This is a genomic window from Streptomyces sp. NBC_01233 (assembly GCF_035989305.1).
Taxonomy (GTDB): domain Bacteria; phylum Actinomycetota; class Actinomycetes; order Streptomycetales; family Streptomycetaceae; genus Streptomyces.
In genome coordinates, this window is sequence record NZ_CP108514.1 from 7,285,099 (window position 1) to 7,307,018 (window position 21,920).

Here is a 21,920-nt window from a genome sequence, read left to right on the forward strand (position 1 = left end):
GTTCACGGCCCCAGCACGACCGCCGATTCGCCGGGTACGTGGATCCGGCCGTCGGGGCCCGGGTGTTCGAGGGGTTCCCAGGAGGCCAGCACCCGCACCCCGTTGCGGCCCAGCGCGATCGTCACCGGTTCCGGGGAGAGGTTCACGGCCACCCGTACGTCCCCCCGCCGGAACGTGATCCAGCGGCGCTCCTCGTCGTGGGCGACCCGGACCGACGCCAGGTCCGGGTCGCGCAGGTCGGGGTGGCTGCGGCGGAGCGAGACCAGGGTGCGGTACCACTCCAGCAGGCGGGCGTGGACGGCCTGTTCGGGCTCCGACCAGTCCAGGCAGGAGCGGTCGCGGGTCGCCGGGTCCTGCGGGTCGGGAACCTCTTCGGCCTTCCAGCCGTGTGCCGCGAACTCCCTGCGCCTGCCGCTCCGTACGGCCTCGGCCAGCTCAGGGTCGGGGTGGTCGGTGAAGTACTGCCACGGGGTCCGCGCCCCCCACTCCTCGCCCATGAACAGCATCGGCACGAACGGGCCGGTCAGTGCCACCGTCGCGGCGCACGCCAGCAGACCGGGGGAGAGGGAGGCCGAGAGCCGGTCGCCCAGGGCCCGGTTGCCGATCTGGTCGTGGGTCTGGGTGTAGCCGAGGAAGCGGTGGGCCGGGATCCGGCGGCGGTCCACCGGCCGGCCGTGGGTGCGGCCGCGGAAGGAGGACCAGGTCCCGTCGTGGAAGAAGGCCCGGGTCAGGGTCTTGGCGAGGGCGGCCAGCGGGGCCTCGGCGAAGTCCGCGTAGTACGCCTGGGATTCACCGGTCAGCGCACAGTGCAGGGCGTGGTGGAAGTCGTCGTTCCACTGGGCGTGCAGGCCCAGGCCGCCGGCGGAGCGCGGGGTGGTGGTGCGCGGGTCGCACCGGTCCGACTCGGCGATCAGGAACAGCGGCCGACCGGTGTCCGAGGCCAGCCCGTCGACGGCCTCGGACAGTTCCTCCAGGAAGGTCAGCGCCCGCCCGTCCGCGAGCGCGTGCACGGCGTCCAGCCGCAGTCCGTCGATGCCGTAGTCGCGCAGCCAGGCCAGCGCGCTGCCGACGAGGTACGCGCGCACCTCGTCGGAGCCGGGCGCGTCCAGGTTCACCGCCGCGCCCCACGGCGTGTGGTGGGTGTCGGTGAAGTACGGGCCGAAGGCGGGCAGGTGGTTGCCGGAGGGGCCGAGGTGGTTGTGGACCACGTCCAGCACCACGCCCAGTCCGGCGGCGTGGGCCGACTCCACGAAGCGGACCAGCCCGGCCGGGCCGCCGTACGGCTCGTGCACGGCCCAGGGCGCCACCCCGTCGTACCCCCAGCCGTGCCGGCCGGGGAAGGAGCAGACCGGCATCAGCTCCACGTGCGTGACGCCGAGGGCGGTGAGGTGCCCGAGGCGGGCGGCGGCCGCGTCGAAGGTCCCCTCGGGCGTGAAGGTGCCGATGTGCAGCTCGTACAGGACCGCGTCCTGGAGGCGGGTGTGCGGCGGCGGGACCGGCGGGGCCACGGCCTGGACCAGGGCCTCGAAGTCGACCACGGCCGACAGCCCGTCGGGGCCGTCCGGCAGCCGCCGCCCGCGCGGATCGGGCCGCGGGAGCGTGTCGTCGTCCAACAGGAATCCGTAGCGGCTCCCTTCGCCGCCCGGGGCCTGCACGGTCCACCAGCCGGCCCGGTCCGGATCGCGCTCCATCGCGTACGTCGCCCCGTCGAGTCGCATGGCGACATGACCTGTCTGCGGTGCCCACACCTCGAACTGCAACGGACGGTCCCCTCGTCAGCGGCGGTGGCCGGCATGCGTATCCTGCCCATCATTCCGGGCGTGGCGGGGGAGTTCTGGACACTCCGGCCCCGACGGGCCGACAATCACCCTGTGACGTCGAGTTTCGAGATCCCCGCCTTCCCCGCGCCGCGGCTGTCCGACGCCGAGCGCGACCGGGCGCTGGGCCAGCTCAGAGAGGGCGCTGCCCTCGGCAAGCTGTCCCACGACACCTTTCTGCGCCGGATGGAACTCGCCCTGGTCGCCCGCCGCTCCGAGGACCTCGCCGTCCTCACGGCCGACCTCCAGGCCAGGGACGCCGCCGAAAGCCCGTGGAGCCGTCGGCTGTTCGGCTGGGTCGGCCGGGTCTCGGCCGTCTCCGTCGGCATCCGGCACGCCTGGGCCGCCGAGAAACTGCCCAAGCTGCTGCTCCCGCATCCGAGCGCGGCCGTCCTGCGGATCGGCCGCGACCCCGGCAACGGACTGCGGCTCAGCCACGAGACCGTCTCCCGGGCGCACGCGGAGCTGAGCCTGCGCGACGGGATGTGGGTGCTCAAGGACCTCGGCTCCACCAACGGGACCTCGGTCAACGGGCGCCGGGTGACCGGCTCCGCCGTGGTCCGCGCCGGGGACCAGGTCAGCTTCGGGAAGATGACCTTCCGGCTCTCTGCGAGCTAGGGACCGCGAGCTGGGGACCGCGGGACCGGCACCCGCCGGACCGTCGGCGGGAGCCACCACACAGGATGACGGGCATGGAACACATGTCTGTCATCCGCCGTGCACGCGTCGGGGACCTCCCCCGCCTGGTCGAGCTCGTCCACGAGCACGTCGCGTACGAGAGGTCGGCGCCGCGCCCGCCGGACCTCGCCGAGCGGCTCGGCCCGCAGCTGTTCGCCGAGGACGCCCGGCTTTGGGTACTGCTCGCCGAGACCCCCGACGGAGCGGTCGCCGGATACGCGGCCTGCTCCGCCGAGTTCGCGTTCTGGGACGCCCGCCACTACCTGCACATGGACTGCCTCTACCTGGCGCAGGAGGCGCGCGGCCACGGTCTCGGCGCCGCACTGATGGACGGGGTGCGGGAACTGGCCCGCGACCTCGGCCTCGAACAGGTCCAGTGGCAGACCCCCGACTGGAACGAGGGCGCGATCCGCTTCTACGACCGGCTCGGCGCCACCGGCTTCCCGAAGCGCCGGTACGCCCTGCCCGTGGAGCCCACTGCCTGACGGCCCGAACCCTCCTGATCGCCTACGGGGACCGGTCGGCGGCCAGGAGGCGCTCGTAGGTGGCCAGGACGGTCCGGGACTGGTGTTCCACCTGGGTGGCCACCGGGACCCAGCGGGCCCGGAAGCGGGCCGCGAAGTCCTCGCACCACCCGGTGACCAGCCGGTCCAGCCCGGGCGCCGCCGGATGCCCCTGCGCGCGCAGCACCCGCAGCAGCATCGCGGCGGCACGCAGCGACAGCCGCCGCCCGAAGGCGTCGATGCTGGCGATGTACGCCGCCGTGGCCTCCGTGGGGGCCCCGGCGCCGGCCCACTCGACGGCGATCCGGGGGATCAGAGCGAGCGTCCAGTCCACGGCGCGCAGCAGCGCAGCCGAGGCCCGGTCCTCGTACGGCGGTGGACCCGGGCGGATCATGTCCCGCACCCCGGCGACGAGCGCGGCGTCCGTCCTGAGCCGTCCGGCCAGCATCCGCAGGGCGCCGCGCGGGTCGGGGTGCGGAGCCGGGTCGTCCACCAGGTCGGAGGCCCACATGGGGACTTCGACGATCGCGGTGGTGCCGGCGTACCGGTGGGCGTGGTACCAGGTGCTGAGCCGGGTGTCCTCCGGGTGGAAGGCCCCGGCGGCCTCGCTCCCCGGCTGCGGGATCACGAAGATCCCGGGCCCGGGGGAGGGCCATCCGGCGGCGTCCGAGGCCCCGTTCTCCACCGGGATGCGCAGCTCGGCGGCCGATTTGGCGAACGGCTCGGCGAGGCCGGGAATGTCCCGGGTGAGCTGGACCCAGGAGCCGCCGAGATCGGTGGCGTGCAGCGAGACCTGGAGTACGGGCCGCAGCTCGTCGATGAGCGCGGTCAGGGCCAGGGTCTCGGGCGGCAGCCGGTCCGGGGGCAGTAAAGACGGTGCCCACTCGGGCTGTTCGGGGCCGGGCGGCCGGAAGAAGCTCCGGTGGTAGTCCAGGAGCGAGTACGGGCGGGGCGTGCGGTGCAGGTCCGCGCCGTCCGGGTCCGCGCAGAGCAGGAAGTGCCAGCCGCAGCCGGACCGCGGCGCGGGCTCGTGCAGGAGGCGCCGGGCGAGCGAGAGGACGGTGGCGCCGCCGACCGGCTCGTTGGCGTGCGCCCCGGCGACGACGAGGACGTTGCGGGTGGGGGTGCGGGCGAGGGTGACCGGGCCGACGGCTGCGACGGACAGGACCCAGAGCGGCTGCCCGGCCCGGGAGGTGCCGGCCTGGCGGAGCCGGACCTCGCCGGGGTGTTCGTCCGCCAGCGCGCGGGCGGCCAACCCGAGTTCGTGCGGCGTGGGGTAGCACATGTCACGGAGGAGAGTCACAAGTGATGCCATGCCCGCCGGGCTGGGCCCGTACCCGCGCAGGGCCCGGCTGCGGCGGGGCCCGGGGCTACTGCTGGTGCAGGCCGCGTCCCGCCAGGGACAGGAAGGCTTCGCCCACGGCCTCCGACAGCGTCGGGTGGGCGTGGATGTGGCGGGCCACGTCGGACGGCTCGGCGTCCCAGCCCACGATCAGCCGGCTCTCCGCGATCATCTCCGACACGTGCGGCCCCCACCAGATGCACGCCGAGCACCCGACCGCCCCGCTCCGCGACCACCTTCACCGTGCCGCCCTGGCCGTGCACCATGCCCTTCGCCACGGCGGTCAGCGGCATGGTGTTCACCACCACGTCGTACGCCGCCTCGCGGGCCTGCGCCTCCGTCAGCCCGACGGCGGCGGTCTGCGGCGCCGAGTACGTCACCCGCGGCACCGCCGCGTAGTCCACCGGTGCGCTCGCCACCCCGGCCAGGGTCTCGGCGACCGCCGACCTCGCGGTGGGCCCGGAGCCCGCGCAGTGGATGGGGCCGCTGCTGCGGATCGGCCGCGAGGAGCTGGTCATCGTCGTCCCCTTCGACGATCCGCTGGCCGGGCGGGGAGCCGTCCGCCTCGCCGAACTCGCCGACCGCGACTGGATCCGCTGTGCGATGGAACCGCTGGTCGACGGCGCCCTCGTACTGGACCGGGCGTGCGGCGCGGTCGGCTTCACCCCGCGCACGGTGCTGCGTACGGAGCGCACCTCGACGGCCGTACGGATGGCGGCCGCCGGGGTGGGCGTCGTCATGGCCCCGGCCCACATGGTCCGGGGCGCGGTCGGCGAGGACTGCGTGCTGCTCTCCCCGGACCCGCCGTGGCACCGGTCACCGGCGGTCTTCTCCAGGGTCCCGCTGACCGGTGCGGCGGAGGCCTTCGCGGAACTGTTCGGGTCCCGGGCCGCGGCAGCTCCGGCCGCGAGTGCCCGGCCGGAGTGAGCGGCAGGACCGGTCCGGCCGGCATCGCGCCCGGAGCCCTCGCCGGTCTTCGCCGAGGGATCACCGGCGGAGCCAGACGCCCACCGGGCGGCCGTCCAGCAGGTCGGCCATGTCGACCGAACCGCTGTGCGAGGTACGGGAGTTGGAGTCGGGGCGCGGCGGGAGGACGGGGGTCCACGTGCCGGGTGGCAGGGGCAGTCGGGTGCCGCGCCAGCCGCCGGACGCGGCCAGCCGGTGGGACAGCCGGGTGGCCGCCGCCAGCAGGCCCGGGGCCCTCGTGAACGCCACCAGGTGGCCGGCCGCCGGGCCCAGCGCCGGAACGGGGGCATAGCCCCGGAAGAGCTCCGGCCGGTCCCGGCGCAGCCGCAGCAGGGCGGCCGTCAGGGCCAGCTTCTCCTCGGCGGGGCCGTCCGGGGCGGCTCCCGCGTCCAGCCGGGCCAGTTCCCGGCGGGGGAAGTGCGCCGGACGCCGGTTGTCGGGGTCGACGAGGGCCCGGTACTCGGTCTCGGCGCCCTGGTAGACCTCCGGGACCCCCGGCATCGCCAGGTGCAGCAGTGCCATGCCGAGGAGGTTGGCGCGGGCGGCCTCCGCCAGCTCCTCCGGGAGGTCGTGCGGGGCCCGGACGTACCCGGCCACGCCCGCCTCGTACTCCTCGTCAGGCTCGGTCCAGCTGGTGCGCAGGGCGGCCTCGCGGACCGCCTTGAGCAGCGCCTCGGACAGCCGGGGCGCGGCGTCGGGGACCGGGCCGAGCCCGAGTGCGGTCTGCCGGGCCACCCAGGCCAGCTGGGGGTCGGGGCCGGCGGGCCGGCCCATCAGCTCCGGCGCCTGCGACAGGGTCGCGATCCGGGCCCGGACGTCCGCGCTGCGCTTGGTGTCGTGCGTGGACAGCACGGTCCCGGCCGCGGGCCACTCCAGGTCCTGGGCGGCGCAGTACGCGTGGAACTCCTCGGCCGACACCGCCGGTTGCCCCGGCTCCCCGCCGACCTCGGTCGCCGACAGCAGCGGCGCGTACCGGTAGAAGGCCCGGTCCTCCAGCGACTTGGCGCGCAGCGCCGCCGAGGTCTGCGCGAAGCGGGCCGCGAACGCCGGATCGCTCAGCAGCAGTTCCCGTACGCCGGCCACCGGGCCCGGACCGGCCACCGCGGCCGCCTGCTCCAGTGCCTGCGGCGGCGGCTCCGGCTCGCCGGGATAGGGCCGGTAGACCGGAAAGGCGATGAGCAACTCCCGTACGGCTTCGGACAGTTCCGGACCGGACTGGCGCTCCAGGGCCCGCAGTTCGGCGGCCAGGTCACCGGTCAGGACCTCCCGGGCGCAGGCCTGGGACACCTCCGGCCACTGCGGCAGCGCGGTGAACCGCCCGTACCGGGCCGCCAGCTCCGTGGCCCCCGCCGGATCGGTGAACACCCCGTCCACCCGGTGCAGTGCGTCGTACCCGGTGGTCCCCGCCACCGGCCACGCGGGCGGCAGCCGCTCGTGGCGGGCGAGGATCTTCTCGACGACCACCCAGCAGTCGTCCCCGGCCGCCGCCCGCAGCCGCCTCAGGTACTCCTCCGGGTCCGCCAGTCCGTCCACGTGGTCGATCCGCAGTCCCTGCGCGACCCCGTCCCGGAGCAGCTCCAGCACCTTCGCATGGGTGGCGGTGAACACCTCGGGGTCCTCCACACGGACCCCGATCAGGTCCGAAATGGTGAAGAAGCGCCGGTAGTTGAGCGAGGTCCGGGCCTCCCGCCACCAAGCGGGCCGGTACCACTGGGCGGCGAGCAGCTCGGGCAGCTCCAGCCCGGCGGTGCCCGGCCGCAGCGGGAACTCCTGCTCGCCGTGGCGCAGTACGTCGCCGTCGGCCGTCAGCTCGCAGGACTCCAGCGGCCCGGCGAGCACCGGCAGCAGCACCTGCCCGCCGCCGGCCTCCCAGTCGATGTCGAACCAGCGGGCGTACGGCGAGCCGGGTCCGTCCCGGAGCACCTCCCACAGGGGCCGGTTCAGCCGCAGCGGCGTCGGTACCGCCATGTGGTTGGGCACGATGTCGAGGACCAGGCCGAGCCCGTGCGCCCGGGCGGCCCGGGCCAGGGCGCGCAGGCCCGGCTCACCGCCGAGCTCGGCCCGTACGCGGGAGTGGTCGGTGACGTCGTACCCGTGCGCGGAGCCGGGTACCGCCTCCAGGACGGGGGAGAGGTGCAGGTGTGACACGCCGAGCGAGGCGATGTACGGTACGGCTGCCTCGGCCGCCGCGAAGGGGAACTCCGGGCGCAGCTGGAGACGATAGGTCGACGCCGGAGTGACAGGTGTCGGAACGTCAGATTCCGATTCGGTGACCGGTTGCGGCTGGCTCATGAGAACGTACGTACCCAACCTGCCGGATTCCGTGCCATTACCCCATGCATCCGAGTGACTGCGCCGGGTTAATGTCGATCAAGTGGTTGGAACCGTCAACACCTATCGAAGAGTCATCGCCCTGACCGGGCCCCTACTTCCCCTCGTCTCTTTCCTTGCCCGACTGCCCGTCGCGATGTCCCAGTTCGGAAGCTTCCTGCTGGTCGCCCAGACCAGCGGCTCGCTCGCGACCGCCGGCGTGGTCGGCGGCGCCCTCTCCCCCGGCCAGGTCCTCTTCGGACCCGTTCTCGGCCGGCTCGCCGACCGGCACGGGCAGCGGTCCGTCATCCTGACCGCCGCCGCCGTCAACGCGGTGGCCACCGCCGCCCTGGTCACGGGCGCCCTCACCCACCTGGCCACCGTGCCGCTCGCCGCGATCGGCGCCCTCACCGGCGCCTCCGTACCGCTGATCGGTCCGCTCGCCCGGACCCGCTCCGTGGCCCTGGCCCGCCGGGCCAAGGCCGACGAGAGCGTCGTGGGCGCCGTCCACGCCCTCGAAGGCACCCTGGACGAGGTCTCCTTCGTCTTCGGACCCGCCCTGGTCGGGCTCGCCGCGCTCCTCGCGCACCCGGCGGTCGCCCTCGGCGGCGCGGCCGGCCTCGTCGCCGTCTTCGGCACCGTCTACGCGCTGCACCCGACCGCCGCCGTCACGGCCGGGTCCCCCGCGCGAGGCCGCGGTACGGGCAGCCGGGTCCGGCCGCCCGGCGTGGTCTACGCCGTACGCGGCTCCCTCGCCCTCCAGGGCGCGATGTTCGGCGCCTGCCAGGCCGGCATCACCGCACTGACGATCCGCCTCGGCGTCCCGGACCAGGCCGCCGTCGTCTACTCCGCGATGGGAGTCGTCAGCGCCGCCGTCGGCCTCTCGCTCGGCGCGCTGCCCGCCCGCTTCGGACTGCGGCTGCGCTGGCGGGTGGCGACCGGAGCGGCCCTGGTGCTCTCGGTGCCCCTGCTGTTCACCGACGGCCTGTGGCCGCTGTACGCCGTCGTCACCGTGCTCGGGGCGGCCTACGCGCCCCACCTGATCACCGCATTCGCGCTCACCGAGCGGGCCGTGGAACCGGCCCGGCTCTCCACGGCGATGGCCTTCGCCGCCAGCTGCCTGGTGGCCGGCCAGGCCACCGCGCTCGTCGTCTGCGGACGCCTCGCCGAGTGGTACGGCCCCGCCGGGGCCTTCGCCGTGGCCGTCGGGGCCGCCGCGCTCTGCCTGGCCCTCGCCCTCGTCACCCGGGTGCCCGCCGCCCGTACGCACACCGCCGCCTTCGTTCCCGGCCCGCGGACCGCCTCGCCGGTGTCCGGCGAGAACGGTGCCGCCTACGCCGGGCGCTGAAGCACCACCAGAGACCGCCCCGTCAGCGCCACCCGGTCGCCGGCCGCGTACTGCGGCCCGGTGCCGGGTGGCAGCACGTCCGCCCGCGCGGTGTCCACCACCAGGTGCCACTGCGCGCCGTGCCCCGCCGGAATGGTGAAGTCCTGCGGATCCGCACCCGAATTGAACATCAGCAGGAACGAGTCGTCGGTGATCCGCTCCCCGCGGGTGCCGGGCTCGGAGATCGCCTCCCCGTTGAGGAAGACGGTCAGCGCCCGCGCGTGCTGCGCCTGCCAGTCGCGCGCCCGCATCACCTCTCCGTGCGGGGTGAACCAGGCGATGTCGGAGAGCTCGTCGTGCGTGCCCTCCACCGGCCGGCCGTGGAAGAACCGCCGCCGCCGGAAGACCGGGTGGTCGCGGCGCAGCCACACCATCCGCCGGGTGAACTCCAGCAGCGACGGCGGCGGTTTGCCCGGCTCCGGCCAGCGCACCCACGACAACTCGTTGTCCTGGCAGTACGCGTTGTTGTTGCCGCCCTGGGTACGGCCGAACTCGTCGCCGTGGCTGAGCATCGGCACCCCCTGCGACAGCATCAGGGTGGCCGTGAAGTTGCGCATCTGGCGCTCGCGCAGCTCCACGACCTCCGGATCCTCGCTCGGCCCCTCCACCCCGCAGTTCCAGGACCGGTTGTGGGTCTCGCCGTCGCGATTGCCCTCCCTGTTGGCCTCGTTGTGCTTCTCGTTGTACGAGACCAGGTCGTTCAGGGTGAAACCGTCGTGGCAGGTGGTGAAGTTGATCGACGCCAGCGGCCGCCGCCCGTCGTCCTGGTACAGGTCCGAGGAGCCGGTCAGCCGCCCGGCGAACTCCGCGAGCGTGCGCGGCTGCCCGCGCCAGAGGTCCCGTACGGTGTCCCGGTACTTGCCGTTCCACTCGGTCCACAGCGGCGGGAAGTTGCCCACCTGGTAGCCGCCCTCGCCCAGGTCCCAGGGCTCCGCGATCAGCTTCACCTGGCTGACCACCGGATCCTGCTGGACCAGGTCGAAGAACGAGGACAGCCGGTCCACCTCGTGGAACTGGCGGGCCAGTGTCGCCGCCAGGTCGAAGCGGAAACCGTCCACGTGCATCTCGGTGACCCAGTAGCGAAGCGAGTCCATGATCAGCTGGAGCACGTGCGGGGAGCGCATCAGCAGCGAGTTCCCCGTGCCGGTGGTGTCCATGTAGTGCCGCGGATCGTCCGCCAGCCGGTAGTACGAGGCGTTGTCGAGCCCGCGGAAGGACAGCGTCGGGCCCAGGTGGTTCCCCTCCGCGGTGTGGTTGTAGACCACGTCGAGGATCACCTCGATCCCCGCCTCGTGCAGGGCCCGCACCGCCGACTTGAACTCCAGCACCTGCTGGCCGCGGTCACCCGAGGCGTAGCCGTTGTGCGGGGCGAAGAAGCCGATGGTGTTGTAGCCCCAGTAGTTGCTCAGCCCGTCGTTGACCAGCCGGTGGTCGTTGACGAACTGGTGCACCGGCATCAGCTCCAGCGCCGTCACGCCGAGCTTGGCCAGGTGGCCGATGACCGCCGGGTGCGCGAGCGCCCCGTACGTGCCGCGCAGCTCCTCCGGCAGGTCCGGATGGCGCATCGTCAAACCCTTGACGTGGGCCTCGTACAGCACGGTGTGGTGGTACTCGTGGCGCGGCGGCCGGTCGTTGGCCCAGTCGAAGTACGGGTTCACCACGACCGAGCTCATGGTGTGCGGGGCGGAGTCCAGGTCGTTGCGCGAGTCGGGCCGGCCGAAGTGGTATCCGTACACCGCCTCGCTCCACGTCACGCGGCCGCTGATGGCCCGCGCGTACGGGTCCAGCAGCAGCTTCGCCGCGTTGCAGCGCCGGCCCCGCTCGGGCTCGTACGGGCCGTGCACGCGGAAACCGTAGCGCTGGCCCGGCATGACGCCGGGCAGGTACGCGTGGCGGACGAAGGCGTCCGTCTCGCGCAGTTCCACGGCGGACTCCGAGCCGTCGTCGTGGAGGAGGCACAGCTCGATGCGTCGGGCGGCCTCGGAGTAGACCGCGAAGTTGGTGCCGGCGCCGTCGTAAGTGGCGCCGAGCGGATACGCCTGTCCCGGCCAGACCTGCATAGATAACGACTCTTCCCGCGTTGTCGGATGTCCCGGCTGATCCGGCGTGGACCACGTCACTGTTCCGATCTTCCCCGAAAGAGGGCCCCCACGCGCGGACTTGGGAGGGGTCCTACCGGGTGACCCGCAGAGCTGATATGCGGGTCAGCGGACTGTCTGCGCATCCGATAATGGGTCAACGGACGACCGTTGCGGGGACCATCGGGCTGCACCGGGCCGCGCGCGCGGAGTACCCTTCCGTGATCACTGGAGACGGGCGTCCAGACGCAGAAGGCGGTGCACGGGTGAGCTCGGGAGGTCTGGAGCTGCCCCCTGGTGACAGCAGTCACGAGGGTGGCCCGGCGGACGCCCCAGGTGGTGTCCCCGGCGGGGCACCGGCGGGGATCGCGGCCGGAGCGGTCTCCCTGGCGGGCGGACCGGCGGAGGCCGGGAGCGCGGGCGGGCCGGGATCCGCCGGCGCCGAACTGGACTGGAGCGCGGAGGCCTGGAGCGAGGTCCGCACCCGGGCCCAGCGGGCCGGCCGGGCATACATCTGGCTCAACCTGATCGAACAGCGGCTGCGCTCGGTCGTCGGGGCGGTGCTCCGGCCGATCTACGAGCCGGTGCACGGCGGGGACGACTGGGTGGTCGCGGCCGCCGGACCCGCCGGGCAGGAGTGGGTGCAGCGGGCCGTGGCCGTGCGCGAGGTCAGCCGGCGCAAGGGCTACCTGCTCGACTCGGCCGACGACAACGTGCTGAGCTTCCTGACCCTGCCCCAGCTGCGGGAGCTGATGGTCCAGCACTGGCCGTGCTTCGAACCGTACTTCGACGACCGGCGCGAGATCGAGCTGGCCCTGGACGAGCTGGAGGTCACCCGCAACGTCGTCTCCCGCAACCGGGCGCTGTCACGGCCCGTGCTGGAACAGGCGGAACGGGCCTCGGCGCGTCTCCTGGAGGTCCTGGGCGGCGGCGCCGGCAGCCCCTCGGCGGACCGCCTGCCGATCGACGCCGTCGAGGACCTGGTGGGCGACCGGTACGCGGACGTCATCTCGGTCCACCCGGACCGGGTGCGCCTGCAGCGGCAGCTCCCCGCGGAGGACCTCTTCGGGGGTGCGCGGCGGCTCGACGCCATCGGCATAGGGCTCAACCTGCTGGTCCAGAACTTCTCGGGCCGAAGACTCGTCCGGCTGACGGAGGCCGGCTGCCGGGTGCGGCTGCTGTTCCTGAACCCGGCGAGCAGCGCGGTCAAGCGGCGCGAGCGGGAGCTGGGGCTGCGCAAGGGCGAGCTGAGCCGCTCGGTGGAGATGAACATCCTGCACGTCCGCCGGGTCCGGGCCGGCCTGCGGGACCCCTCGCGCTTCGAGATCCACGTCTTCGACGAGACCCCGCGCTTCACCGCCTACCTGGTGGAGGGGAACTCCTCGGGCATCGCGGTGGTCCAGTCGTACCTGCGGCGGGCGCGCGGGATGGAATCCCCCGTCCTCGTCCTGCGGGGCGGCGGGCGCGGCGTGCCGAAGGACGCGGACCACGGGCTGTTCGCGACGTACCGGGAGGAGTTCGAGTCGATGTGGGAGGACTCCCGCCCCGTGTCCTGAGGACCGGACGCCCTGAGGACCGGACGCCCCCTGAGGACCGGACAGCCCCTGAGGGGGGTGTCGTCGGACTTGTCAGTGCCCCGTGGCAGGCTGAAAGCCGTTGACCGAAGGTGTAGGGGGAGGGGCACGGCATGGGGGATCTGGAGAGGACCGGCGCGGGGCCGGGGGAATCACGGGGGGCCCGGCGATGAGCTGGATCAGCGGGCCGATGGTGGCCTTCGACCTGGAGACGACCGGGACCGACATCGAGTCGGACCGCATCGTCACCGCCGCGGTGGTGGCCATGGAGCCGGACGGCCGGGTCGCGCGGACCCGCACGTGGCTGGTCGACCCCGGCGTGGCCATCCCGGAGCAGGCGTCGGCGATCCACGGCATCTCCACGGAGCACGCCCGCACGGAGGGCGCGCCGGCCGCACCGGCGATCGCGGAGATCACGCAGACCCTCGCCGACGGGCTGAGCTCGGGCACTCCGCTCGTGGTGATGAACGCCCGCTACGACCTGTCGCTGCTGGACCGCGAGTGCCGCCGGCACGGGATCGCACCGCTGGCCGACCGGCTGCGGGGCAGGCCCGCGCACGTCATCGACCCGCTGGTCCTCGACAAGCACGCGGACCGGTACAGGAAGGGCAGGCGGACCCTCCAGGCCCTCTGCGAGCACTACGGCGTGACCCTCGACGACGCGCACAACGCGGCCGCGGACGCCCTCGCGGCGGCGCGCGCGGCGCGCCGGGTGGGCGCGCAGCACGCGTCCATAGGCTCGATCGAGCTGGCGGACCTGCACGAGCTCCAGATCCGCGCGGCCGCCCAGCAGGCGCAGTCGCTGCAGAGCTACCTCCGCCGCACCTCGGACCCCGAGGCGATAGTCGAGCCGGCGTGGCCGGTGGTCCCGCACAGGGCGAGCTAGACCGGCCGACGGCCTCGCCCGAACGCGAACGCGAACGTGAACGCGAACCCGTTCACGCGGGCACGTCCGGCCAGGAGTCGGCGTACTCGATGTGGATCTCCCGTGCGCGGGTGTCGCCGGAGCGGAGGCGGGCGCAGTAGTGGCCGCGGCGCGTGGCGTCGCGGACATGGGCAGGACCGTGCCGGGCGACCTCTCGGAAAGGGCCCGCCGTCTCGCGGAACACCTTCGCGCTGCCCGTCAGGAAGAGCGTCTCGGCGTGGAGGTGCTGGTGGAAGTGGTCGCGGTTCTCGGCGTGGTGCAGGGCCTCGTAGTCGATCTCCGGTTCCGATGCGGGCGCGCTGACGCTCTGGAGGCGGCCCGGGCCGAGGCGGCCCCGCAGTTCCTTCCAGCGTGAGGGCGCGAACTGGAGCGAGTGGTGCAGCAGGACGAGGTCGAGGGGGCGTGATCCCGGTTCCGGGGAGCCGGGGCCGGTGGGGCGCAGCGGCACATGGACCAGTGAGCGCGGCGACGTGGCGGCCAGGCTCCACAGCCCGGCCAGGAGCCGCGCGGCCTCCTGGTCGACGTAGGCGTTCAGGTACGGGCCCTCGTCCAGCAGCAGCGCGCGCCGCGGCGGCCGCGCCGGGCGGATGACGTGGAACTCCTTCGGGCCGAGGCGGGCCCGATGGACGGTGACGGGTAGGTGTACCTGCGTGTTCACTTGCCATCCTGGTCCTAGAACGAATGCCAGCGCATCTGGGGATCGCCGTCCCTGAGGGACCTCACGCGGCGGCGGAACTCGGCCCGCGCCCCCGGGTTGCTCGGGGCGTGCTGGGCGACCCAGGCGCAGCTGGCCGTCTCCCGGGCCCCGCGCAGGACCGCGCAGCCCGCCCAGTCGCGGACGTCCCACCCGTACGCCGAGACGAACGCCCCGTACTCCTCGGCGGGCATGCCGTACCGGTCGCGCGAGAGGGCCATCACCACCAGGTCGTGCTCGCGCAGATCGTTCGAGACGGTCTCCAGGTCGACCAGGGCCGGGCCGTCCGGGCCCACGTGGACGTTGCGGGGCAGGGCGTCGCCGTGGACCGGGCCCGGCGGGAGGTGCGGGGTCAGGGCCGCCACCTCACCGGCGTAGGCGTCCCGGCGGGCCCGCAGGTACGCCGCGTCCGCCGGGTCGATCGCGTCCCCCGCCAGCCGCAGCCAGCGCTCGACCCCGCCCAGCAGGTCCCGCGCGGGCAGGGCGAACGGCGGTGCGGTCAGGGCGTGGACGGCGCGCAGCAGCACGGCCAGGTCCGTGGCGTTCGCCGGCCGGACCGCGTCCGGGAGCCGGTGCCACAGCGTCAGCGGATGCCCATCCACCAGCCGCGGCTCCGGCTCGGCCGCGCGGACCGCCGGGATCCCGGCCGCCGCGAACCAGCCGGCCACCGCGAGTTCCCGCTCGGCCCGCGCCAGCAGCGCCGCCTCCCGGCCCACCTTCACCACCAGGTCGCCGACGGCGAAGACGGCGTTCTCGCCGAAGGCGAGGAGGTCCGGCTCGCGGGCCGCCCCCCGGGTCGCCTGCGTGAGGCCCGCCGCCTTCAGCGTCCGCCTGGCCTGCGCTTCGTCCATGCCGTTGGTTTCCCGCTCCCTGGTCCTGTTCCCGATCGCGTCCCGGCTCCGGCGGACCGGCGTGATCACGACGTATCCGAGTTCTACCACCGCCCGCCACCGGCCCCCGTGGGTGGTGGCTTCGGGAGGGCGGCCCGATGCTGGAGGCATGGGCGCCGACCGTGACGCAGGCGCCGCCCGCGGCCCCAGCGGCGTGGCGCGGCGCGCCGCCCGCACGACCCTCGCCGCGTGCGCCGGGTTCTTCCTCTTCCTGTACGGGCTGGACCAGCCCGTAGCGGCGACGTACGCCCTCTTCGGGGTCGTGTCGATGGCCGCCCTCTCGCACATCCCCGGCACCGGCCCCCAGCGGGCGCAGGTCATCGCCCGGACGATGCCGGTGGCCTGGGTGCTGGTCACGATCGGCACCTACCTCGCGGTGCACACCTGGAGCGCCGTGGCCGGCATGCTGGTCATCGGCTTCTTCCTCGCCTTCGTGGCCGTGGCCGGGCCCCGGGCGTCGGGCGCCGCGCCCGGACTCCAGCTGCTCTACATCCTGCCGTGCTTCCCGCCCTACGCCCCGGACACCCTCGACGAGCGGCTGATGGGGCTGACCTGCGGCCTCGTACTGCTGATCCTCGCCGAGGCCTACGTACTGCCCGAGCTCCGCGGCCCCACCTACCGGCAGCTGGCCGCCGACGCCGCCGAAACCGCCGCCCGCTGCGCCGGCGAGCTGGGCCGCGCCCCGTACAGGCTGTCCGCCGCCGGGGCGCAGGCGGCCCGGGCGGCCGGGGAGTCGCTGCGGCCCTTCCGGCTCCCCGAGGCCGAGCGCCCCGCCGGGCCGGGGCTGCGGGACCGCGGGCTCGCGCATGCGGGCCTGGCCGCCCGCACGCTCCTGAACCGCATGGTGAACCTGCCCGCGCCGCCCCCGCAGCGCACGCCGCCGGAGCAGGCGCCCGGGGTGCCGGCAGCGGTCGGCGCGGCCGCCGCCGAGTGCGCGGCCCTGCTGCGCGGCACCGGCGACTCCACCGACGCGGCCGGCGCCCTGCGGGGCGTACGGGAACGGGCCGTGGCGGTGGACGAGCAGCCGGCGGGCGAGGCGCTGGGCGTGCGGCGGGCCGCGCTGCTGGAGGTGGCGGACGCCGCCGTCGCCTTCACCACGGCGGCCGAACTGGCGGTACGGGGCCGCCGCGCGCGACTCCCGGCCGAGACCGACGCGGGCCGCTTCTGGTACGCCGGCCGGCGCGCGCCCAGCCTGTGGTGGCACCGGCTGGCCGCCCACGCAGGGCCGCGGTCGGTGCACTTCCAGAACGCCGTCCGGCTCAGTCTCGCGCTCGCGGCCGCCCGTACGATCGCGGGCATCGACTCCCTGCCCCACGGCTTCTGGGCGATGCTCGCCGTGCTCAGCCTGACCCGGACCACGGTCTCCCAGACACGGGCGACCGTGGGCCAGGCACTCACCGGCACACTGCTCGGCGCCCTCACCACCGGCGGCCTGCTGGCCCTGATCGGGGGGAACAGCGCCGTCTACGCCGTCGCCCTGCCGTTCGTCATGTTCGTGGCCTTCCGGGTCGGGCCGGTGCGCGGTGTGGGCTGGGCCCAGGGCATGTTCACGCTCGTCGTGTCCTTCGTCTTCGCGCAACTGGCGCCGGTGACCTGGCGGCTGGCCGAGATCAGGATGCTGGACGTGGTCATCGGCAGCCTGATCGGCATCGTGTTCGGACTGCTCGCCTGGCCGCGGGGGGCGCAGGTGGAGCTGCACCGGGCGGTCGCCCTGCTGCTGGCGGAGGCGGCCGACACGGTCAAGAGCACCGCCGCCGCCGTCGCGGCCGGCGGGCCGGGACACCTCCCCGACGACGGGCCGCTCCAGCGCGCGCTGCTGCTGGCGGAGTCGGCGTTCTCGCAGCGCCAGAGCGAGCCGAGGGCCCCCGTCGGCGTCCCCGCGGACTGGCAGGCGGCCCTGATGACGGGCCACCACGTGCTGTGGGGTTCGCGCCGCCTCCACGCCCGCGGAGGCCCACCCCTGGAGCCGTCCCAGCAGACACGCCTCCGAGCCCGGTCAACGCAGGTGGCCACCGGCCTGCGCGCCACCTCGTCCCTGGCATCCACCACATCCCCACCACCGCACACGAACCGTCCGGCGCACGCGGACCTGCCGGCGGGCACGGACGTGGCAGCGGACAGGGACCGGCCGCCGGCCACGGCCGGGCCGCCTCCGGGCACGATCCGTCCGGCGGACACGATCCGTCCGGCGGACACGATCCGTCCGGCGGACACGATCCGTCCGGCGGACACGGACCTGCCGGTGGGCACGCATCATCCGGTGCCGGTGGACCGGCCGACAGCCGCCCCACCGTCGAACGGACCGCCCGCCCCCGGCCCGGGGCACCCGTCCCCGTCCGGTCCGAGCCCCGCACCAGGCCCGGGGCCCACCCCCGGCCCGGCGCCCGCGCCCGGATCCGGCCCGGAGGCGGCACCCGCACCCGCACCCGGCCCGGTCGCCGGCGGCGCGGGGGCCGGGGTTGCTCTGCCGCGGTTCTATGCCGCCCTGGCCTGGCTGGACTCGCTGACCAACGACGTCGAGCGCATCACCGCGCCCACCCGCGGTTCCGGCGGGTCGGACGGGACGACGGCCTGAATCAGAGTTGCACGAGACGTATCGTCTCGTTATCGTCTGATCATGACCTCAGCCAAGCCGGCCAAGCCCGCACACATCGCCATGTTCTCCATCGCCGCCCACGGCCACGTGAATCCGAGCATCGAAGTGATCCGGGAACTCGTTGCCCGCGGCCACCGCGTCAGCTACGCCGTCCCCGCCGCCTTCGCCGAGAAGATCGCGGAGACCGGCGCCACACCCGTGATCTACACCTCGACCCTCCCCACCGACGACGAGCCGGAGGCCTGGGGCACCGAGCTCATCGACAACCTGGAGCCCTTCCTGAAGGACGCCGTCCAGGCGCTCCCGCAGCTCGCCGCCGCCTTCGAGGGCGACGAGCCGGACCTCGTCCTCCACGACATCACCTCCTACCCGGCACCCGTGCTCGCCCACCGTTGGGGCGTCCCCGCCGTCTCCCTCTCCCCGAACCTCGTCGCCTGGGAGGGGTACGAGCAGGAGGTCGCCGAGCCGATGTTCGCCGAGCTGAAGGCCTCCGAGCGCGGCCGGGCGTACTACGCCGACTTCGCGGCCTGGCTCACCGAGAACGGCCTCGGCGACCAGGTCGACCGCTTCCAGGGCAGGCCGCGCCGCAGCCTCGTCCTGATTCCCCGGGCGCTCCAGCCCCACGCCGACCGCGTCGACGAGTCCGTCTACACCTTCGTCGGCGCCTGCCAGGGCGACCGCAGCGCGACCCAGGGCAGCTGGCACAGGCCCGCGACCGCCGAGGGCAAGAAGGTCGTGCTGGTCTCGCTCGGCTCCGCCTTCACCAAGCAGCCCGCCTTCTACCGCGCCTGCATCGACGCCTTCGCGGACCTGCCGGACTGGCACGTGGTCCTCCAGATCGGCAAGTTCACCGCCGAGGCCGACCTCGGAGAGGTCCCCGCCAACGTCGAGGTCCACCGCTGGGTTCCCCAGCTGGACATCCTGCGACAGGCCGACGCCTTCATCACCCACGCGGGCGCCGGCGGCAGCCAGGAAGGTCTCGCCACCGCCACCCCGATGGTCGCCGTCCCGCAGGCCGTAGACCAGTTCGCCAACGCCGACATGCTGGTCTCGCTCGGCGTGGCCCGGCAGGTACCGATGGCGGACGCGGACGCCGCGGCCCTGCGGGAAGCGGTCCTCGCCCTGGTCGCCGACCCCGAGGTCGCCGCCCGCGCCGAGGCCGTGCGCGCCGGGATGGCCGCCGAAGGAGGCACACGGCAGGCCGCCGACCTCGTCGAGGCCGAACTGTCGTAGGCACCCCCTAAGGTGCCGCCATGACGAAGAAGGCCACGACCACGAAGTACGCGGCGCTGCTGCGCGGCATCAACGTCGGCGGGAGCAAGAAGGTCCCGATGGCGGAGCTGCGCTCCGTGCTGGAGGAGCTCGGCCACGGCGACGTACAGACGTACCTGCAGAGCGGGAACGCCGTCTTCAGCAGTGAGAAGAGGGACCCGGCGGCGCTCGCCCGGGAACTGGAGGCGGCCATCGAGGCCCGCTTCGGCTTCCGGGTGGCCTGCCTGGTGGTGGACGGGGCGTACCTGCGCGCCGTCGCCGACGCCTGCCCCTTCCCGGCCGCGGAGCTGGAGGGCAGACAGCTCCACGCGACCTTCTTCTCCGAACAGCCGGGCGCGGAGCGCTTCGCCGCGCTCGACGAGGCCTCGTACCTTCCCGAGGAGTACCGGCTCGGCGACCGCGTCCTCTACCTCTACGCCCCCAACGGCCTGGGCCGCTCCAAACTGGCCGAGTCCCTCGCCAAGCCCGCCGTCGTCAAGGGCATCGACGTGACCACCCGAAACTGGAACACCGTCGCCAAACTCGTGGAGCTGACCGAAGGCTGAGACCGAGACCGAGACCGAGACCGAGGCAGGGCGGGAGCCCTCAGCCGAGCGCGTCCAGCAGCTCCCGCGCCGTGAGGTGGATCGTCGCCGAGGGTGACCCCGCGCTCCACCGCCGTGCGCAGCAGGGCCCGGGCCTCGGCCCGCTCGCCGCGCGGGCCCCAGTAGCCGGGGCCGACCAGGCCGCCCGTACCGAAGCCGAGCCGCCGTACGGGCAGCTCCCCGCCGAGATCGATCCCCTCTTTCACCATGCCCCGACGGTAACCCGGGGGCCCGGATGTGCCAGGCTCGTGGCATGCGTTACATCATCATCGGCGCGGGCGCCGTGGGCGCCACCATCGGCGGACGGCTCGCGGAGGCGGGCGGCGAGGTCGTCCTCGTCGCGCGCGGCGAGCACGCGGAGGCCCTGCGGGCCGACGGGCTGCGCCTGACCACGGCCGACGGGGAGCGGGTCGACCGGCTGCCCGTGGTCACCGGACCGGACGAGATCGGCGAACTGCGCCCCGACGACGTGCTGTTGCTGGCGGTGAAGACCCAGCACGCGGTCGCCGCGCTCGACGCGTGGGGCGACGCGGAGGTCGCGGGCGGCGGCACGGCGGCGCAGCGGCTGCCGGTGCTGTGCGCGCAGAACGGAGTGGAGAGCGAGCGGCTGGCGCTACGGCGCTTCGCGCGCGTGTACGGGGTGTGCGTATGGCTGCCCGCGACCTTCCTGGAGCCGGGCGTGGTCTCGGCGCTGTGCGCGCCGCTGACCGGCATCCTGCACGTGGGCCGGGCGGCGGGCGGCGCGGACGCCCTGTGCCGGGCCGTCGCGGCGGACCTCGGGAAGGCCGGCTTCGAGGCGCCGGTGGTCGAGGACGTGATGCGGTGGAAGTACGCGAAGCTGCTGGGCAACCTGGGCAACGCCCTCCAGGCGACGACCGGCCCGGAGCCGGACCCGGCGAAGGCGGCGCTGCTGCTGCGGGCGGTGCGCGAGGCGAAGGCCGTCTTCGGGGCGGCGGGCATCGCGTACGCCTCGGACGCGGAGCAGTCGCTGGCACGGGACGGGAAGGTGAACCAGCCGCCCGGGGTCCGGGGCGGGTCGTCCTGGCAGAGCCTGGCGCGGGGGACGGGCTCGGTGGAGGCGGACTATCTCAACGGGGAGATCTCCCTGCTGGGCCGGCTGCACGGGATCGCGACCCCCGTCAACGACGTCCTGCGGCACGCGGCGAACATCTTCGCCCGTGAGGGCCTCCCGCCGGGCGCGATGTCCATCGAGGACCTCACCACCCTGGCCGACGAGGCCACCGCCCGCGCCTAGCCGCCTCAATCGCCGACGAGCCTCAAAGCCCCTGGGGCTTCGCCCCGGGCCCGCTCCTCGAACGCCGGAGGGGCTGGATGGTGCGGCAGGGCTGGACGGTGTGGTGGGGCCGGAGTTGGTTGGGATGTGCTGGAAGGTGCCGCCCGGTGGGCTGGGTTGACGCGGAGCGGCAATTCCAGCCTCGCCGGCGTTTGAGCCGCGGGGTCTGGGGCGGAGCCCCGGGGCTTTGAGCCCCGCCGGCCATTGAGGCGCGGGGCGGAGGCCCGGGGTCAGGCCGTCAGGGCCGGGAGCCCGGCCCGGGTGGCCGCGGCCGAGGCGTCGTAGCGGTGGAGGAGGAGGCGGGCCAGTTCGGGGGACGCGCCCAGGACGCCCGCCACCACGTCCGCGCCCGCGGCCCCGGCTCCCGCCGCGATGCGGTCCGGGAGCCGTCCGGGGGCGATGACGTACGGGGCCACCGCCACCCGGGCGAAGCCCTCGGCGCGCAGGGCCCGTACGGCGTCTTCGGTGCGGGAGAACCCCGGGGGAAAGGCTCCGGAGGCGAACGCAGGCCGCACGGCGCACCAACCGGTGTGCCGCCACTCCCGCGCGGTTTCAGCGATCGCTGCGATCGCCTCCGGGTCTGTGGAGCCGGCGGAAGCGAGCACCACCGCGGTGGTGGCACGGTCCGCCGGGGTGAGGCCGGCTTCGGCTAGTCGGCGTTCGAGGGCCGAGAGCAGGAGCGGGGAGGGGCCGAGGACATCGGCCACCCGCACCGACAGCCCCGGCAGGCGGGCCGACGACTCGGCCAGTGCCGCCGGGATGTCGGACTTCGCGTGGAAGGCCCGGGTGAGGAGAAGCGGGAGGGCGACGACCTCCCGTACGCCCGACAGGTAGAGCGAGGACAGGGCCTGGCCCACCGACGGGGTGGTGAAGTCGAGGAAGGCCGTCTCCACCCGCAGCCCGGGCCGCAGCGTCCGCGCCCGCCCGACGAGGGCGTGCACGGTCGCCGCGTGCCGCGGGTCGCGGCTGCCGTGGGCGATGACCAGGAGTGCGGGTGCGCGGGACATCGG

The 21,920-nt window shown here is 74.4% G+C and carries 15 protein-coding genes and 3 pseudogenes; 10 read left to right on the forward strand and 8 right to left on the reverse strand.

Annotated features, from left to right (window positions below; translation table 11 throughout):
- Positions 1-2 precede the first annotated feature (2 nt).
- Positions 3-1,760 (reverse strand): malto-oligosyltrehalose trehalohydrolase, encoded by a 1,758-nt coding sequence (gene treZ, locus OG332_RS34185; protein ID WP_327417065.1) that lies wholly within the window; start codon positions 1,758-1,760, stop codon positions 3-5.
- A gap of 111 nt (positions 1,761-1,871) precedes the next feature.
- Here treZ and OG332_RS34190 point away from each other — a divergent pair, with 111 nt between their 5' ends.
- Together OG332_RS34190 and OG332_RS34195 are read left to right on the forward strand one after the other, a co-directional pair.
- On the forward strand, positions 1,872-2,435 hold the full coding sequence (locus tag OG332_RS34190; RefSeq protein ID WP_327417066.1) for a DUF1707 and FHA domain-containing protein: 564 nt from the start codon (positions 1,872-1,874) through the stop codon (positions 2,433-2,435).
- A 74-nt stretch (positions 2,436-2,509) separates the two neighbouring features.
- Positions 2,510-2,980: a GNAT family N-acetyltransferase gene (locus tag OG332_RS34195; RefSeq protein ID WP_327417067.1), complete on the forward strand. Its 471-nt coding sequence runs from the start codon at positions 2,510-2,512 to the stop codon at positions 2,978-2,980.
- Positions 2,981-3,002: 22 nt separating this feature from the next.
- On the opposite strand, the gene OG332_RS34200 is transcribed toward OG332_RS34195, so the two are convergent.
- Both OG332_RS34200 and OG332_RS34205 read right to left on the reverse strand, forming a co-directional pair.
- Positions 3,003-4,283: a M14 family zinc carboxypeptidase gene (locus tag OG332_RS34200; protein WP_327417068.1), complete on the reverse strand. Its 1,281-nt coding sequence runs from the start codon at positions 4,281-4,283 to the stop codon at positions 3,003-3,005.
- 85 nt (positions 4,284-4,368) lie between these two features.
- Positions 4,369-4,780 (reverse strand): annotated as a pseudogene (locus OG332_RS34205) (dihydrolipoyl dehydrogenase); the annotation flags it as partial.
- Between OG332_RS34205 and OG332_RS34210 the strand changes: the two are divergent.
- A pseudogene (locus tag OG332_RS34210) lies at positions 4,779-5,267 on the forward strand (LysR family transcriptional regulator substrate-binding protein); the annotation flags it as partial. The pseudogenes OG332_RS34205 and OG332_RS34210 overlap by 2 nt on opposite strands.
- Positions 5,268-5,327: 60 nt before the next feature.
- On the opposite strand, the gene treY reads toward OG332_RS34210, so the two are convergent.
- Positions 5,328-7,598 carry a malto-oligosyltrehalose synthase gene (gene treY, locus OG332_RS34215; RefSeq protein WP_327417069.1) on the reverse strand — a complete coding sequence of 757 codons (2,271 nt, stop codon included), beginning with the start codon at positions 7,596-7,598 and terminating at the stop codon, positions 5,328-5,330.
- 175 nt (positions 7,599-7,773) lie between these two features.
- Here treY and OG332_RS34220 point away from each other — a divergent pair, with 175 nt between their 5' ends.
- Positions 7,774-8,964 (forward strand): MFS transporter, encoded by a 1,191-nt coding sequence (locus OG332_RS34220; protein ID WP_442816254.1) that lies wholly within the window; start codon positions 7,774-7,776, stop codon positions 8,962-8,964.
- On the opposite strand, the gene glgX is transcribed toward OG332_RS34220, so the two are convergent.
- A complete protein-coding gene (glgX, locus tag OG332_RS34225; protein ID WP_327417071.1) occupies positions 8,949-11,063 on the reverse strand; it encodes a glycogen debranching protein GlgX in 2,115 nt (704 codons plus the stop codon). The genes OG332_RS34220 and glgX overlap by 16 nt on opposite strands.
- A 284-nt stretch (positions 11,064-11,347) precedes the next feature.
- Between glgX and OG332_RS34230 the strand changes: the two genes are divergently transcribed.
- A complete protein-coding gene (locus OG332_RS34230) occupies positions 11,348-12,637 on the forward strand; it encodes an SAV2148 family HEPN domain-containing protein (protein ID WP_327417072.1) in 1,290 nt (429 codons plus the stop codon).
- A gap of 187 nt (positions 12,638-12,824) precedes the next feature.
- Positions 12,825-13,541: an exonuclease domain-containing protein gene (locus OG332_RS34235; protein ID WP_327417073.1), complete on the forward strand. Its 717-nt coding sequence runs from the start codon at positions 12,825-12,827 to the stop codon at positions 13,539-13,541.
- 52 nt (positions 13,542-13,593) lie between these two features.
- Here the strand turns inward: OG332_RS34235 and OG332_RS34240 are convergent, their stop codons facing one another.
- Positions 13,594-14,238, reverse strand: coding sequence for a hypothetical protein (locus OG332_RS34240; protein ID WP_327417074.1), 645 nt, complete (start codon positions 14,236-14,238; stop codon positions 13,594-13,596).
- Between the two features lie 14 nt (positions 14,239-14,252).
- On the reverse strand, positions 14,253-15,125 hold the full coding sequence (locus tag OG332_RS34245) for a phosphotransferase enzyme family protein (RefSeq protein ID WP_327417075.1): 873 nt from the start codon (positions 15,123-15,125) through the stop codon (positions 14,253-14,255).
- A gap of 148 nt (positions 15,126-15,273) precedes the next feature.
- Between OG332_RS34245 and OG332_RS34250 the strand changes: the two genes are divergently transcribed.
- The 4 genes and pseudogenes from OG332_RS34250 to OG332_RS34265 all read left to right on the forward strand — a co-directional run bounded on the left by OG332_RS34250 (position 15,274) and on the right by OG332_RS34265 (position 20,871).
- On the forward strand, positions 15,274-17,739 hold the full coding sequence (locus OG332_RS34250; RefSeq protein WP_327417076.1) for an FUSC family protein: 2,466 nt from the start codon (positions 15,274-15,276) through the stop codon (positions 17,737-17,739).
- Positions 17,740-17,746: 7 nt separating this feature from the next.
- A pseudogene (mgt, locus tag OG332_RS34255) lies at positions 17,747-18,993 on the forward strand (macrolide-inactivating glycosyltransferase).
- A 20-nt stretch (positions 18,994-19,013) separates the two neighbouring features.
- Entirely contained in the window at positions 19,014-19,577 is a 564-nt protein-coding gene (locus OG332_RS34260; RefSeq protein ID WP_327417078.1) for a DUF1697 domain-containing protein, read from the forward strand.
- 292 nt (positions 19,578-19,869) lie between these two features.
- Positions 19,870-20,871, forward strand: a complete 1,002-nt coding sequence (locus OG332_RS34265) for a ketopantoate reductase family protein (RefSeq protein WP_327417079.1) — start codon at positions 19,870-19,872, stop codon at positions 20,869-20,871.
- 269 nt (positions 20,872-21,140) lie between these two features.
- Here OG332_RS34265 and OG332_RS34270 read toward each other — a convergent pair whose 3' ends face one another.
- Positions 21,141-21,917 carry a sirohydrochlorin chelatase gene (locus OG332_RS34270; RefSeq protein ID WP_327417080.1) on the reverse strand — a complete coding sequence of 259 codons (777 nt, stop codon included), beginning with the start codon at positions 21,915-21,917 and terminating at the stop codon, positions 21,141-21,143.
- Positions 21,918-21,920: the final 3 nt, after the last annotated feature.